We start from the raw sequence: 15305 nt of genomic DNA, 5'->3' as shown, positions 1-15305 counted from the left end.
ACCCGGACAGTCGACGACGAGACCGCTGACGATGATGCGCACCGCCATGGTGGCGGTGGCACTCGTCGGCTATGCCCTCGACCGGTGGACCAAGCAGCTGGCCCTCACCCACCTCGCGACCACGGATGGTCCGAGTTTCCTCAATGGCTGGGTCAGCCTGCAGCTGGTGCTCAATCCCGGTGCGGCCTTCTCCATGGGCAGTTCGGTGACGATCGTGTTCTCCGTGTTGTCCATCGCCGCCCTCGTGGCCGTCATCGGCTGGGGATGGCCGCGCGCCCACGGATGGCTCACGAGCTTGTGCGCAGGCATGGTCGCCTGCGGCATCGCCGGCAACCTCACCGACCGCCTGGTGCGTCCGCCCGGATTCCTGCGCGGCCACGTGGTCGACTTCATCTCGGTACAGCACTTCGCCGTGTTCAACGTGGCGGACGTGTTCATCACCTGCTCGGTGGTGCTGTTCGCCATCTACCTGCTGCGCGCTGATCATGCGGGTCCCGGCCCGGGCTCCGGGCGCCCGGAGCCCGTCGCGGCCACCGACCACCGGCGGGAAGACCATCAGGAAGGTGGGTCATCGTGAGCGTCCTGTTCGTCCCGGACGGCCTGGAGGGCCAGCGCATCGATGCCGCCGCGGCCCGGATGACCGGCCTGTCGCGTTCACGTGTCGTCGACCTCATCGGTGAGGGGAAGGTGCTGCTGGACGGCTCCACCGTCGTCAAGGCCTCCGAGCGGGTGCGCGGGGGACAGACCATTGACATCGACCTGTCGGAACCCACCCGGGTCGCGCGGGTCACGCCGGCCGTCGTGGAGGGCATGCGCATCGTGCACGACGATGCCGACATCGTGGTGGTCGACAAGCCCGCGGGCGTCGCCGCCCATCCGTCGGTCGGATGGGACGGGCCCGATGTGGTCAGTGGACTGGCCGGTGCCGGCTTCCGGATCTCCACCTCCGGGGCCGCGGAACGGCAGGGCATCGTGCACCGCCTGGACGTGGGCACCTCGGGGCTGATGGTCGTGGCGAAGTCGGAGCGGGCCTACACCCTGCTCAAGCGCGCCTTCCGCGACCGCACCGTCGACAAGTACTACCTGGCCCTGGTGCAGGGCCACCTGGACGCCAGCGAGGGCACCATCGATGCGCCCATCGGACGCCATCCGGGCTCGGAATGGAAGTTCGCGGTCACCGCCGATGGGCGTCCCAGCGTCACCCATTACGAGACGGTCGAGATGATGCGCGGGGCCTCGCTGCTGCGGGTGCACCTCGAGACCGGACGCACCCACCAGATCCGGGTGCATTTCGCCGCACTGCACCATCCCTGCGTCGGAGATCCCCTCTACGGTGCCGATCCCGTGCTCGCCGCCCAGCTGGGGCTCGAGCGCCAGTGGTTGCACGCCGCCGACCTGGGCTTCGTGCATCCGGGCAACGGCGAGCACGTCGAATACCATTCCGATCCGCCCGCAGACCTGCAGCACGCCCTGGAGGCCCTCCGCGACGAGTGAGTCGCGGTTCCGAAGGTCCGGTGACGCGTGAGTCGCGGTCCCGAAGGCCCGGCGGCGAGTGGATCGCGGCCGGGGAAACAGCGCAGCGGATGTGCCGAGCGACCACGGGTCCGGGCCTCGGCCGGCCGGCCGCCGGGCTTGCCTCCCCGTCGTGGCGCGTTCGCCCTCGGCGATGAACGTCCTGTGAACGTTCTCCCATCCGGGGGGCCGGAGCAGGGCCGTCAGCACCGTCCCGGGTAGGGTTTGGGTGTGCGTAGAGCCAAGATTGTGTGCACGCTCGGGCCGGCAACGTCGACCCAGGAGCGTATGGAAGAGATGATTCACGCGGGTTTGGATGTGGCCCGGTTCAATATGAGCCACGGGGACCATTCCGAACACCTGCGTCGCCTTGAGGAGACGCGTGCCGCGGCCGAGGCGGTCGGTAAGACCGTGGGCCTGCTGGCAGACCTTCAGGGCCCCAAGATCAGGTTGGGTGTCTTCGCCGACGGGAAGGCCGAGCTCGCGCTCGGCCAGGAGTTCATCATCACCACCGATGACGTCCCCGGCGACGCCCACCGCGCGTCAACCACCTACAAGGGACTGCCCGCCGACGTGAAGGCCGGCGACCGCATCCTCATCGACGATGGCAACATCCAGCTGGAGGCCACCGGCGTCACCGACACCGATGTGATCACCAAGGTCACCGTTGCCGGCCCCGTGAGCAACCACAAGGGCATCAACCTGCCCGGCGTTGCCGTCAACGTGCCCGCGCTGTCCGAGAAGGACGAGAACGACCTGCGCTGGGCCTTGCGCAACGACTTCGACATGATCGCGCTGTCCTTCGTGCGCCATGCCGCCGACATCGACCGCGTCCACGAGATCATGGACGAGGAGGACATGCACCTGCCGGTGATCGCCAAGCTCGAGAAGCCGCAGGCCATCGAGAACCTCGACGAGATCATCGACGCCTTTGACGGCTTCATGGTTGCCCGCGGCGACCTGGGTGTCGAGATGCCCCTCGAGCAGGTGCCGCTGGTGCAGAAGACCATCATCCGCAAGGCCCGCAAGTGGGCCAAGCCGGTGATCGTGGCCACCCAGATGCTGGATTCGATGATCAGCAATCCGCGCCCGACCCGCGCCGAGGCCTCCGATGTGGCCAATGCCGTGCTCGACGGTGCCGATGCCGTGATGCTGTCCGGCGAGACCTCGGTGGGTGCCTTCCCGGTGACCACCGTGGAGACGATGGCCAATATCGTCTCCACCACCGAGGGCGAGGGCCTCACCGACATCTCGAAGATCAAGTGGGATCCCCACACCACCGGCGGCGTCATTGCCATGGCTGCCGCCACCTCGGGTGTGCAGCTGGGAGCCAAGTTCCTGGTGGCCTTCACCCAGTCGGGTGATACCGCACGCCGCATGTCGCGGCTGCGCAATGACATTCCGCTGCTGGTCTTCACCCCCGAGGCGAAGACCGCCCAGTGGCTGACGCTGTGTTGGGGCGCCCAGGTGTTCCACACCCCCAGTTACTCCAGCAACGAGGAAATGGTCACCGCCGTCAACCGCACCCTGCAGGACCTCGGTCTGGCGGCACCCGACGACGTCGTGGTGATCATCTTCGGTTCCCCGATCGGCATGGTCGGCAAGACCAACACCATGCGCATCCACCGGCTGAAGCCGATCGACTGGGTCGAGAAGGTCAAGCTGCCGAGCTATATGCGCGGCGAGGATGGTCCCGTCGATGGCACCGTGGTGGCCAACGACAGGCGCTGACAAGGGCCCTCGCAAATGACTTCTGGCGGTGTCGTGGCTTCGGCCATGGCGCCGCCAGTGGCATGTGGGCGGTTGCATGTGGGCAATGACGTGTAGGCAGTGTCATGTGGGGCAGGGCGCTGGCAGCAGCCCGCAGCGTCGTGGGACGCAATGGATCTGCCCCGCAGGGCCGGTGTCATGCAGGACTGGTGCCGTGCAGGACCGGTGCTGTGCGGTCAATGAGGGATGAAGGGTGCCCGAGAGGGGAGTCGAACCCCTATGCCCTTTCGGACAGCGCATTTTGAGTGCGCCGCGTCTGCCATTCCGCCACTCGGGCGAGCGGAACTATTCTGGCACAATCGTGCGTCCGGGACGACTTGCCGGCGGCGGCGCGGATGCTCGCCCCACTGTCCGGGGCCGCGGGTTTCCCGGGTGCGGCCGACCGCGGGGCCCGGCGCGGTGGCGGGGCCGGTGGTCCAATCCGGGGTTTGCAGACGATAGACTCGTTCAGGCGTGTGGTCGGTGGCCCACGATAGAGGTAGACAGGATTAGGCACATGGTGACGAAGAAGTCCGACAAGCAGCCCGCCCAGAAGCGGACTCGTGTGCTCGTCGCCGAGGACGAGGCGCTGATCAGGCTCGACCTGGTCGAACTGCTGACCGATGAGGGCTATGACGTGGTGGGTGAGGCCGGCGACGGCGCGACCGCCGTCAAGCTGACCAAGGAACTTGAGCCCGACGTGGTCGTGCTCGACGTGAAGATGCCCGTCATGGACGGCATCACCGCCGCCGAGCAGATTGCCGGGGAACGCCTGGCCGCCGTGGTGATGCTCACCGCCTTCAGCCAGCGCGATCTGGTGGAGAAGGCCCGCGAGGCCGGCGCGATGGCCTATGTGATCAAGCCCTTCGATTCCTCCGATGTGGTGCCGGCCATCGAGATCGCCCAGGCACGGTTCTCCGAGATCGTGGCACTCGACGAGGAGGTCGGCACGCTGGAGGACCGCCTTGCCTCGCGCAAGGCCGTCGACCAGGCCAAGGGCATCCTGCAGGACACCCTGGGCATGAGCGAGCCCGAGGCCTTCCGCTGGATCCAGAAGACGGCGATGGACCTGCGCAAGTCGATGCGCGAGGTCGCCGAGGGCGTCGTGCAGCACGAGAAGGCCGACACCACCTCCGAGTGAGGGCCGCGCGCCGGGGCACTGGCGCGAGCACGCATCGGCCCACGCACAGGTCCGTGGAGCGGGCGGGCGGATGCGCGATGTCACCGTCACGCCCTAGGCTCGGCACGTGACTGAGACTGCGCGACTGCTGGTGATCGACGGCCATTCGATGGCCTTCCGGGCGTTCTATGCGTTGCCCGTGGAGAACTTCTCCACCTCCACCGGGCAGTACACGAACGCCGTCTACGGCTTCACGTCGATGCTCATCAACCTGCTGCGCAACGAGGAACCGACGCATCTGGGCGTGGCCTTCGACGTCTCACGACGCACCTTCCGCACCGACATCTACGAGGACTACAAGGGCACCCGCGCGAAGACCCCCGAGGAGTTCTCCGGCCAGATCGGGCTGATCAAGCAGGTGCTGGACGCGATGGGCATCGCCCACGCCGAGCTCGAGGGTTTCGAGGGCGACGACATCGTCGCCACCTGGTCGGCCCAGGCCGACGCGAAGGGCTGGGAGAACCTGATCGTGTCGGGGGACCGCGACAGCTTCCAGCTGGTCGACGACAACACCACGGTGCTCTATCCGAAGAAGGGCGTCTCCGAGTTGTCACGCATGACGCCCGAGGCCGTCGAGGCCAAGTACGGCGTCAGCCCCACCCATTATCCGGAGCTGGCCGCACTGGTCGGCGACACCAGTGACAACCTCACCGGCGTGCCCGGGGTCGGCCCCAAGACGGCCGCCAAGTGGTTGGCGAAGTACGGCGACCTGGCGAACCTGCTCGACCACGCCGACGAGATCAAGGGCAAGGTGGGCGACAGCCTGCGGGCGCACCTCGACGATGTGAAGCGCAACCGCGAGCTCAACCGGGAACTGACCGACCTCAAGCTGCCCGTCGACGTCGAGGGCCTGGCGCGGGCCGAGATCAATCGCGAGGCCGTCCACGAGGTCTTCGACGTCCTGCAGTTCCGCACCCTGCGCGACCGCCTGTTCAGCGTCTTCCCCGAGGCGGGGGAGACCAAGGGTGAGGAGGGCTTCGAGCTCGAGGTCACCCGTCCGGAGCCGGGCAGGCTCGGTGATTGGTTCGCGGCCCATCGCAGCGACGACCCGATCGGCGTGGAGGCCACCGGGCACTGGGGCGCCGGAACCGGGGACATCGACACGCTGGCCTTCGCGACGACCAGCGATGACGCCGCATGCGTCGACGTGCCCGAACTGACCCCCGACGACGAGAAGGCCCTGGCGGCGTGGCTCACCGACCCGCAGGCGACCAAGGCCATGCACGGCGCCAAGGGTCCACTGTTGGCCCTGTGGGCACGCCAGCTCGACCTTGCGGGACTGGACAGCGACACCCAATTGGCCGCCTACCTGCTGCGTCCCGACCAGCGCAGCTACGACCTGGACGACCTTGCCCTGCGCCATCTGGGACGCGAGCTGCGGGTCCAGGATTCCGAGCAGGTGAACCAGGAGACCCTCGACTTCGGGTCCGAACGCCAACCCGCCGAGACCGCCATGTTGCGGGCACGCGCCATCGCGGAGCTGGCCGGGGTGCTCGACGGCGAGCTCGACGACACCAGCCAGCGCGGCCTGCTGCACAGCCTCGAGATGCCGCTGGAACGTGTGCTGGCGCGCATGGAGCAGCGGGGCGTGGCCATCGACATGGACGTGCTCGACCAGCTGCGCAGCGAATATGACGCGCGCGTGCAGGCCGCTGAGCAGGCATCGTTCGCGGCCATTGGCACCCAGATCAACCTCGGCTCGCCCAAGCAGCTGCAGGCGGTGCTGTTCGACCAGCTCGACATGCCGAAGACCAAGCGCACCAAGTCGGGTTACACCACCGACGCCGACGCCCTGGAGAAGCTGTACCAGAAGACCAGGCATCCCTTCCTCGAGCACCTGCTGGCCTATCGCGACACCATCAAGTTGCGCCAGATCATCGACACCCTCATCAAGTCGACCAGCGATGACGGGCGCATCCACACCACCTATGTGCAGACCGTGGCGGGCACCGGCCGCCTGTCGAGCACCGACCCCAACCTGCAGAACATCCCCATCCGCACCCCCGAGGGACGCCGCATCCGCGATGCCTTCGTGCCCGGCGAGGGCTTCGAGGGCCTGATGAGCGCCGACTACTCCCAAATCGAGATGCGGGTGATGGCGGCGGCCTCCGGCGACAAGACGCTGATCCATGCCTTCGCATCGGGTGCCGACTTCCACTCGATGACTGCCTCGCATGTCTTCGACGTGCCCGTCGAGCAGGTGACGCCGGCCCAGCGCTCCAGCGTGAAGCAGATGAACTACGGGCTCGCCTACGGCCTGTCGGCCTACGGGCTGTCCAGCCGGTTGAACGTCTCGGTGCCCGAGGCGCGGGCATTGATGGACCAGTACTTCCAGACCTTCGGGCCCGTGCGCGACTATCTCGACAGCCTCGTGGAGAAGGCCCGCAAGCAGGGCTACACCGAGACCATGCTGGGCAGGCGTCGCTATCTGCCCGACCTGAACTCGTCGAACCGCCAACGTCGCCAGATGGCGGAGCGCATGGCCCTCAACGCCCCGATGCAGGGCACCGCGGCTGACATCATCAAGACCGCCATGCTCCAGGTCGAGCAGGAACTGTCGGCCTCGGGCCTCAGGAGCCGCATGCTGCTGCAGATCCATGACGAGCTGGTGCTCGAGGTGGCGGCGGGGGAGCGCGACCGCGTGCAACAGATCGTCGGCGACAAGATGAAGCATGCGATCGAGTTGACGGTGCCCCTCGACGTGTCCTTCGGCTATGGCCGCAGCTGGAACGCCGCAGCCCACTGAGTCCGTTGCGGCGCTCGCATCAGGGTCCGGTCACCAGGTCGGCGTAATAGAGGGCGCGCGATGCCGCGGCGTCGCCGACCAGGGGATAGTCCGAGCACACCACGATCACCAGCTGCGCGGGACCGTCATTGTCGTAGACCAGCCCCGAATCGGGTCGGTAGTCGCTGACCCGCACCTTGAGTGCCCCGGTGAACCGGTAACAGACGTCGCGGCCCCCGCCATCCGAGATGCGGATCACGTCGCCGGGCGCCAACAGGCCGTGGTTGAGCTCGTTGCCCAGTGCCCCTCCCCATCGGAAGGTGTGCGAGGTGAGGACCGCCCGGCCCTGTGCCGCTCCCGGTGGGACGCTGCGATCGAACCAGCCGACGGTGTTGCCGAGATGGGACGGTGGGGAGGCCGGTGCCTGATCGGGGGCGACCCCCAGGGACATCATCGGCATCGACCTGCGGTGGCCCTCGAGGGTCATGCGGGCCCCGACCAGGGGCCGGGGCTGCGGATCGCAACCGGCCGGCACCGCACCACCGCCGGTTCCGTTGGCAGGCCCGTGCGCGGGACCGGTTCCCGCCAGCCCCGCGGAGGCCGCGTCGGGGATCGGGGCGCCGGGGGCGGTCGGCAGCTGCTTCTCGTAGTCGCTGGGGGTGATCAGCACCACCCGCCAGGCCACCAGTCCCAGTCCCACGACCAACGCCACCAGTGCCAGCAGGCGCACCAGGCGGATCCCGGTCCTCGTCATGGCGTTCCCCGTTCCGGTTCCCCGTCTCCTCGTCTCCCGGCGGGGGAGGCGGCAGTGGGGTGGTGGCGACTATGGCGCAGCGGTCAGTGCGATCGATCGGCAGTCCTGCCGCGGGTGGCGGCGGGCTCGCCCGGCGCCCATGTTACGGGTCCGTTAAGTGTCCCCGATCGGCGGGCTGCGCATCGCTGGGCGCGCGCTGCGCGAGACTACAGTGGTGGCGTGAGCGAACAGATCAGTCATGAGCTTCCCGCCGACACTCCGCGTACCTTGTACATCAACGGCAAGAACGTCGAAGGCGCTGCAGGGACATTCGATGTGACGAACCCGGCCACCGGCGAGGTGCTGACAAGCATCGCGAACGCCGATGTGACCCAGGCTTCGCAGGCCCTCGACGCAGCTGTCGGGGCCCAACTTGAGTGGCAGTCGACTGCGCCGCGTGAGCGTGCCGACCTGCTGCGTGCCGCCTTCGATGAGGTCGAGCGGCGCAAGGACGACTTCGCCCGGGTGATGACCCTCGAGATGGGCAAGACCCTGGCGGAGAGCTACGGCGAGATCACCTACGGCGCCGAATATGTGCGCTGGTTCAGTGAGCAGGCCGTGCGCATTGCGGGGCGCTACATGCCCACCCCGGAGGGCAACCTGCGCCAGCTGATCAGCAAGCGCGCGGTGGGACCCTGTCTGCTCGTGACGCCCTGGAACTTCCCGCTGTCCATGGCCACCCGCAAGATCGCTCCGGCGCTGGCTGCGGGTTGCACCGTCGTGGTGCGCCCGGCGTCGTCGACGCCGCTCACCACGCTGCTGTTCGGCAAGGTGCTCGCTGACGTCGGCGTGCCCGACGGCGTGGTGAATGTGATCACCTGCACCGACCACAAGGTGGTCGACTCGCTGATCGATGATCCGCGCCTGCGCAAGCTGTCGTTCACCGGCTCGACGCCGGTCGGCCAGATGCTCAGCGCCCAGGCAGCCCACCACAACCTGCGGATCAGCATGGAGCTCGGCGGCAACGCGGCCTTCGTCGTCTTTGATGACGCCGACGTCGATGCCGCGGTCGAGGGTGCCAAGGCGGCCAAGATGCGCAACATGGGTCAGGCCTGCATCGCCGCGAACCGCTTCATCCTGCATGAGTCGATCGCCGACGAATTCACCGAGAAGTTCACCGCGTGGATGTCGTCGCTGCCGATCGGTGACGGCCTGGATCCCAACACGAAGGTCGGTCCGATCATCGCGACCAAGGACCGCGACAACATTGCGGCGCTGGTGGATCGCGCCGTCGAGGCGGGCGCGAAGCTCGAGACCGGCGGCGAGGTGCCCACCGGCGTCGGCAGCTTCTACCCGCCCACCGTGCTGACCGGCGTGAAGCCCGATGCCGAGATCATGCGCACCGAGATCTTCGGTCCCGTGGCCCCGATCACCACCTTCTCCACCGAGCAGGAGGCACTCGACATCGCGAACTCGGTGCCGGTCGGACTGGCGGGTTATGTGTTCACGCGTGACTTCGATCGCATCCAGCGCTTCGCCGAGCGCATGGAGACCGGAATGATCGGCGCCAACGCCGGACTGTTCTCGAATGCCGCAGCACCCTTCGGCGGCGTGAAGGAATCGGGCCTCGGACGTGAGGGCTCCTTCGAGGGCATCGAGGAATACCTCGAGACCATCTACGTGGCCCTGCCGAACCCCTGGCGCTGATCGGTCGGGTCCGGACGGGCGGTCCAACCCGCCCCATTTCGTGGGCAACATGCCCCATCTCCTGCCCGGGGGATGGGGCATGACCATGCCGCGTCCGGGTTGGTCACCGCGCGCCGCATGTGCCGGCGATGACAACGTGATTTGCCATCCGGGGGGTCTTTTGCCTCAGCGTGAACCGCACAGCTAGAATTGGTCAGCGCCGTGTACGCCGCTCCAGACCTAGTGTGTGGCGTCGTTGTCGATGGTCCGGCCCGTCCCTGCGGACGGACGGGAATTATCGGGAGCGAATCGCCGTTCCGTTCAGCGGGATGCGTTTGCGCGCGTCACAATCTCACATCCATCCAACATCGGAGCCCTACTACATGACCTCCTCCACTGAGGCGTCGAATCAGGTCGCGGTCGACGACATCGGGAGTGCCGAAGCCTTTGAGGCAGCGGTTGATTCCACCATCAAGTACTTTAATGACGGCGACATTGTCAAAGGCACTGTCGTCAAGGTCGATCGCGACGAGGTCCTCCTCGACATCGGCTACAAGACGGAAGGCGTCATTCCGTCCAAGGAACTCTCCATCAAGCATGACGTTGATCCCTTTGAGGTGGTCAGCGTCGGCGATGAGATCGAGGCACTTGTCCAGCAGAAGGAAGACAAGGAAGGCCGCCTGATCCTGTCCAAGAAGCGCGCTCAGTACGAGCGTGCCTGGGGCACGATCGAGAAGATCAAGGAGGAGGACGGCGTCGTCACCGGCACCGTCATCGAGGTTGTCAAGGGCGGCCTGATCGTCGATATCGGCCTGCGTGGCTTCCTGCCCGCATCCCTGGTTGAGATGCGCCGCGTCCGCGACCTGCAGCCCTATGTGGGCCAGGAACTCGAAGCCAAGATCATCGAGCTCGACAAGAACCGCAACAATGTGGTGCTGTCGCGTCGCGCCTGGCTCGAGCAGACCCAGTCGGAGACCCGCCACAACTTCCTGCAGCAGCTGCAGAAGGGGCAGATCCGCAAGGGCATCGTCTCGTCCATCGTCAACTTCGGCGCGTTCGTCGACCTTGGCGGCGTGGACGGCCTGGTGCACGTCTCCGAGCTGTCGTGGAAGCACATCGACCATCCCAGTGAGGTCGTCGAGGTCGGTCAGCCGGTCACCGTCGAGGTGCTCGACGTCGACATGGAGCGCGAGCGCGTCTCCCTGTCGCTGAAGGCCACCCAGGAAGATCCCTGGCAGCTGTTCGCACGCACCCACCAGATCGGTGAGATCGTGCCGGGCAAGGTCACCAAGCTGGTTCCCTTCGGCGCCTTCGTGCGCGTCGAGGAGGGCATCGAGGGCCTGGTGCACGTCTCCGAGCTGGCCGAGCGCCACGTGGAGATCCCCGAGCAGGTCGTCTCCGTCGGCGACGAGGTGCTGGTCAAGATCATCGACATCGACCTTGAGCGTCGTCGCATCAGCCTCTCGCTGAAGCAGGCGAACGAGGGCGTCGACCTGCGGGCCGAGGACTTCGATCCGTCGCTGTACGGCATGGTTGCCAATTACGACGAGAACGGCAACTACATCTACCCCGAAGGTTTCGATCCCGAGACCAACGAGTGGAAGCCGGGCTACGAGGAGCAGCAGGCTGCGTGGGAGGCCCAGTACGCCGAGGCGCAGGCCCGTTGGCAGGCGCTGAAGAAGCAGGCCGAGGCCGCCGAGGAAGCCGATCAGAAGGCTTCTGTCGAGGCTGCCACCAGCTACACGGCCGCCACGCCCGAGGCTCCCGCCGAGGAGGCCGGCTCGCTGGCTTCCGACGAGGCCCTGCAGGCACTGCGCGACAAGCTCTCCGGTAACTGATCCATCCGGTACAGCTGATCATGGAGGGGCTCCGACCGTCACGGTCGGGGCCCCTTCTGTGCCCACCCGGTGCTGTGCGCCGGCACCATCAGGACAACTGCTGACAAAGGAATCCCATGCTGCACACCGACAAGTTCCCCGTGCTCGAGTTCGATGACGACCCCCATGACCTGATCGGTCAGGGCGAGGCGAAGACCGTCGAGGCCGATCGCTTTCCCTCCCGGGCGGTCTTTGCCTTCCTCGGACCCGCGATCGACGAATACGCCGCCGACAACAAGCTGGCGGAGATCGACCGCATCGAGATGATCGGGGACGTCTTCCCGGTGTACCGGGCGAAGGTCCCCACCGGAGACGTGGCACTCATGCGGATGCCGCTCGGTTCGCCCGCGGCCGTCATGTGCACCGACTACCTGTTCCGGTTCGGCGTGAAGCGCGCCCTGGCGGTGGGTTCCTGCGGTGCGCTCGAGGCGCTGGCGGAGGGCGAGTTGTTCGTCCCCACCCGGGCGTTGCGCGATGAGGGAACCAGCTACCACTATCTGCCGGCATCGCCGTGGGTCGACCTGGATCCCACCATGCGGGGACACATCGAGGCCGCGGTGGCCCGGGCCGGCTACCACACCTCGTCGGCACCCGTGTGGACCAACGATGCGTTCTACCGCGAGACCCCCGAGATGCTCGCCCATCGGCTCGCCCAGGGCTGCCGGATCGTCGACATGGAGTGCTCGGCGATGGCCGCCTCGGCACAGTTGCGCGGCGCCGACTTCGCGCAGCTGTTCTACACCGCGGACAGCCTGGGCAGCCCCGAGGGCCATGAGGCCCGCGACTGGGGCTACAGCGAACGGGACAGGGCGCTGCAGCTGGCCCTGGACGCGATCTCCCGGGCGCAGGCCTGAACCGTGGCGACGAATCCGGCATCAGGGGCACCCCGCAAGCCCGCCCGCGACACCCGGCAGCGGAGCCATCCCGGCCAGACGCTGGTGGGCCTGACCGGGGGCATCGCCTCGGGCAAGAGCGTGGTGGCCGGCATGCTCACCGACTGCGGGGCCGTGGTGATCGACCATGACCGGCTCGCCCACGACGTCGTCGATGTGGGCACGCCGGGACTGCAGGCGGTGGTGCGACGCTTCGGCGATGGCGTGCTGACGCCGGATCGGGCGCTCAACCGCAGCCGACTGGGCGCCATCATCTTCGGTGATGCCCGGGCACGCCATGACCTCGATGCGATCATCCATCCGTTGGTCTGGAAGGCATCCGACGAGCTCGAGGACCGGGCCCCCGCCGACGCGGTGGTGGTGCATGACGTGCCCCTGCTGGTGGAGACCGGGCAGCAGGACGACTTCGACCTGGTGGTGGTGGTGGACGTGCCCGAACCCCTCCAGTTGCGCCGGCTGATCGCCCGCAACCGGCTGAGCCGCCAACAGGCACTGGCCCGCATCGGGGCCCAGGCGTCCCGGGCCGAACGCCTGGCGGCCGCCGACATGGTGATCGACAATTCCGGCAGCCTGGACGCCACCCGCACCCAGGTGGACACACTGTGGCGGCGCCTGACGGGCGACGGGCACTGAGCAGTCGGCCGGCCTGACCCGTCGAGCCCGGGGGTGCCCCGAACGGGTTGCGTGGCGCACCTAATATCGGCGGTATGCGCCCCGTTGACACCATCACCCGTACCGTCGCCCCGTTCAAGGTGCATGCGGACTTCGAGCCCTCAGGTGATCAGCCGCAGGCCATCGAGGAGCTCGCCCGGCGCATTGAGGCCGGCGAGCAGGACGTCGTGCTGATGGGCGCCACCGGCACCGGCAAGACGGCCACCGTCGCCTGGCTGGCCGAGCGGCTGCAGCGTCCCATGCTGGTGATGCAGCCCAACAAGACCCTCGCCGCCCAGTACGCCACCGAGCTGCGGGGATTCTTCCCCGACAATGCCGTGGAGTACTTCGTCAGCTACTACGACTACTACCAGCCCGAGGCCTATGTGCCCCAGACCGATACCTACATCGAGAAGGACTCCAGCCTCAACGAGGAGGTCGAGCGGCTGCGGTATTCGGCCACGAACTCCCTGCTGACCCGCCGCGACGTCATCGTGGTGGCCACCGTGAGCGCCATCTACGGACTGGGCACGCCCCAGGAGTACGTCGACCAGATGATCAACCTGAAGGTCGGCCAGGAATGGGATCGCTCGAACCTGCTGCGTCGGCTGGTGGAGGTGCAGTATGTGCGCAATGACATGGCTGCGACCCGTGGCACCTTCCGGGTGCGCGGCGACACGCTCGAGATCTTCCCGATGTACGAGGAGTTCGCGATCCGGGTGGAGTTCTTCGGCGACGAGATCGAGGCCCTCACCACGCTGAACCCGCTGACCGGCGAGATCGTCAGCGAGGACAAGCAGGTCTATGTCTTCCCCGCATCGCACTACACGGCGGGCCCCGAGCGGATGGCCCGCGCCATCACCGACATCGAGGCGGAACTGGCCGACAGGTTGGCCGAACTGGAGAAGGACAACAAGCTGCTGGAGGCCCAGCGGCTGCGCATGCGCACGAACTATGACATCGAGATGATGCGCCAGATCGGCACCTGCTCGGGCATCGAGAACTATTCCCGTCACATCGACGGCCGTCCGGCAGGCTCGCCACCGAACTGCCTCCTCGACTACTTCCCCGAGGACTTCGTGCTGGTCATCGACGAGTCGCACGTGACGGTGCCCCAGATCGGCGGCATGTACGAGGGCGACATGAGCCGCAAGCGCACCCTGGTCGACCACGGCTTCCGCCTGCCCAGCGCCATGGACAACCGTCCGTTGCGCTTCGAGGAGTTCACCGAACGCATCGGCCAGACCGTCTACTCGTCGGCAACCCCGGGACCCTACGAACTGGCCCGGGGCAATGGCGTGGTGGAACAGATCATCCGCCCGACCGGCCTGGTCGACCCCGAGGTGATCGTCAAGCCCACCCATGGCCAGATCGACGACCTGATGGGCGAGATCAAGGCGCGCGCCAAGAAGGACGAGCGCGTGCTGGTGACCACCCTCACCAAGAAGATGGCCGAGGACCTCACCGACTACCTCATGGAGCATGGCGTGCGCACGCGCTATCTGCACAGCGAGGTGGACACGCTCAAGCGGGTCGAACTGCTGCGCGAACTGCGCATGGGTGAATATGACGTGCTGGTGGGCATCAACCTGCTGCGTGAGGGACTCGACCTGCCGGAGGTGAGCCTGGTGTCGATCCTGGATGCCGACAAGGAGGGGTTCCTGCGCTCCGACCGTTCGCTGATCCAGACGATCGGTCGTGCGGCCCGCAATGTCTCGGGCCAGGTGCACATGTATGCCGACCAGATGACGCCGTCGATGACCAAGGCCATTGACGAGACGAACCGTCGCCGCCAGATTCAGGTTGACTACAACAAGGCCCACGGCGTCGATCCGCAGCCGCTGCGCAAGAAGATCGCCGACATCACCGACATGCTCGTGCGTGAGGACGCCGATACCGACAAGCTGCTTGCCGACACCCGGGGCAGCGGCCACGAGGCGAGCGCCCTGCCGACCACCTCCGACAAGCACAAGCGCGGCGAGAACCTTCCCGCCACCGAGCTGGCCGGCCTCATCCAGGAACTGACCGCGCAGATGCATTCGGCGGCCGGCGAATTGCAGTTCGAGCTCGCCGCCCGGCTGCGCGACGAGATCGCCGACCTCAAGAAGGAGCTGCGCGGCATGGTGGAGGCTGCCAAGTAGCGGTTTCCGCCGCCGGCCGACGCGCCGGGCGCGGTTGGTGCTCACCGCTGCCGGTGCAACAATGGTTGACGCTAAGGGGAGTACTCCATCCTCGCAGTAGTCGTCAGTACGGCCACGACAGGTGGCCCGGCGCTGCGCTCCGGGCCCGCGGTCCGGAG

11 protein-coding genes and 1 tRNA gene are annotated in these 15305 nt (G+C 67.1%); 10 read left to right on the top strand and 2 right to left on the bottom strand.

Features of this window, described 5'->3' with window-relative positions:
• The first annotated feature begins 31 nt into the window (after nt 1-31).
• The 3 genes from RM25_RS07205 to pyk all read left to right on the top strand — a co-directional run bounded on the left by RM25_RS07205 (nt 32) and on the right by pyk (nt 3243).
• The gene (locus tag RM25_RS07205) at nt 32-577 is read left to right on the top strand and encodes a signal peptidase II (protein ID WP_044636241.1); all 546 of its coding nucleotides are present in this window, start codon (nt 32-34) and stop codon (nt 575-577) included.
• The gene (locus tag RM25_RS07200; protein WP_044636240.1) at nt 574-1494 is read left to right on the top strand and encodes an RluA family pseudouridine synthase; all 921 of its coding nucleotides are present in this window, start codon (nt 574-576) and stop codon (nt 1492-1494) included. Before RM25_RS07205 ends, RM25_RS07200 begins: the two co-directional genes overlap by 4 nt.
• A 249-nt stretch (nt 1495-1743) precedes the next feature.
• Nucleotides 1744-3243 carry a pyruvate kinase gene (gene pyk, locus RM25_RS07195; protein WP_013161404.1) on the top strand — a complete coding sequence of 500 codons (1500 nt, stop codon included), beginning with the start codon at nt 1744-1746 and terminating at the stop codon, nt 3241-3243.
• Nucleotides 3244-3476: 233 nt separating this feature from the next.
• Here the strand turns inward: pyk and RM25_RS07190 are convergent.
• Nucleotides 3477-3559, bottom strand: a tRNA-Leu gene (locus RM25_RS07190).
• A 219-nt stretch (nt 3560-3778) separates the two neighbouring features.
• On the opposite strand from RM25_RS07190, the gene RM25_RS07185 reads away from it, so the two are divergent.
• Both RM25_RS07185 and polA read left to right on the top strand, forming a co-directional pair.
• On the top strand, nt 3779-4402 hold the full coding sequence (locus RM25_RS07185) for an ANTAR domain-containing response regulator (protein WP_013161403.1): 624 nt from the start codon (nt 3779-3781) through the stop codon (nt 4400-4402).
• Nucleotides 4403-4508: 106 nt separating this feature from the next.
• A complete protein-coding gene (polA, locus tag RM25_RS07180) occupies nt 4509-7187 on the top strand; it encodes a DNA polymerase I (RefSeq protein ID WP_052809139.1) in 2679 nt (892 codons plus the stop codon).
• A 19-nt stretch (nt 7188-7206) separates the two neighbouring features.
• Here the strand turns inward: polA and RM25_RS07175 are convergent, their stop codons facing one another.
• A complete protein-coding gene (locus RM25_RS07175) occupies nt 7207-7920 on the bottom strand; it encodes a class F sortase (RefSeq protein ID WP_013161401.1) in 714 nt (237 codons plus the stop codon).
• A gap of 219 nt (nt 7921-8139) precedes the next feature.
• Here RM25_RS07175 and RM25_RS07170 point away from each other — a divergent pair, with 219 nt between their 5' ends.
• From RM25_RS07170 to uvrB, 5 genes are all read left to right on the top strand, one after another.
• Nucleotides 8140-9606 carry an NAD-dependent succinate-semialdehyde dehydrogenase gene (locus tag RM25_RS07170; RefSeq protein ID WP_044636239.1) on the top strand — a complete coding sequence of 489 codons (1467 nt, stop codon included), beginning with the start codon at nt 8140-8142 and terminating at the stop codon, nt 9604-9606.
• A gap of 362 nt (nt 9607-9968) precedes the next feature.
• Entirely contained in the window at nt 9969-11423 is a 1455-nt protein-coding gene (rpsA, locus tag RM25_RS07165) for a 30S ribosomal protein S1 (RefSeq protein WP_013161399.1), read from the top strand.
• A gap of 116 nt (nt 11424-11539) precedes the next feature.
• Nucleotides 11540-12316 (top strand): nucleoside phosphorylase, encoded by a 777-nt coding sequence (locus RM25_RS07160; protein ID WP_044636238.1) that lies wholly within the window; start codon nt 11540-11542, stop codon nt 12314-12316.
• Nucleotides 12317-12319: 3 nt separating this feature from the next.
• Complete coding sequence (gene coaE / locus RM25_RS07155; RefSeq protein ID WP_044636237.1) at nt 12320-12988, top strand: dephospho-CoA kinase; 669 nt, start codon at nt 12320-12322, stop codon at nt 12986-12988.
• Between the two features lie 74 nt (nt 12989-13062).
• Entirely contained in the window at nt 13063-15147 is a 2085-nt protein-coding gene (gene uvrB, locus RM25_RS07150) for an excinuclease ABC subunit UvrB (protein WP_013161396.1), read from the top strand.
• Nucleotides 15148-15305 lie beyond the last annotated feature (158 nt).

Source organism: Propionibacterium freudenreichii subsp. freudenreichii, from assembly GCF_000940845.1.
Classification (GTDB): domain Bacteria; phylum Actinomycetota; class Actinomycetes; order Propionibacteriales; family Propionibacteriaceae; genus Propionibacterium; species Propionibacterium freudenreichii.
This window is presented reverse-complemented; position numbering and strand designations above follow the sequence as displayed.

Bases quoted from the DNA above. Each gene is read 5' to 3' on its own strand.
- RM25_RS07185 (WP_013161403.1), top strand. From the start codon at position 3,779: ATGGTGACGAAGAAGTCCGACAAGCAGCCCGCCCAGAAGCGGACTCGT.
- uvrB (WP_013161396.1), top strand. From the start codon at position 13,063: ATGCGCCCCGTTGACACCATCACCCGTACCGTCGCCCCGTTCAAGGTG.
- RM25_RS07205 (WP_044636241.1), top strand. From the start codon at position 32: ATGATGCGCACCGCCATGGTGGCGGTGGCACTCGTCGGCTATGCCCTC.
- RM25_RS07160 (WP_044636238.1), top strand. From the start codon at position 11,540: ATGCTGCACACCGACAAGTTCCCCGTGCTCGAGTTCGATGACGACCCC.
- RM25_RS07175 (WP_013161401.1), bottom strand. From the start codon at position 7,920: ATGACGAGGACCGGGATCCGCCTGGTGCGCCTGCTGGCACTGGTGGCG.
- rpsA (WP_013161399.1), top strand. From the start codon at position 9,969: ATGACCTCCTCCACTGAGGCGTCGAATCAGGTCGCGGTCGACGACATC.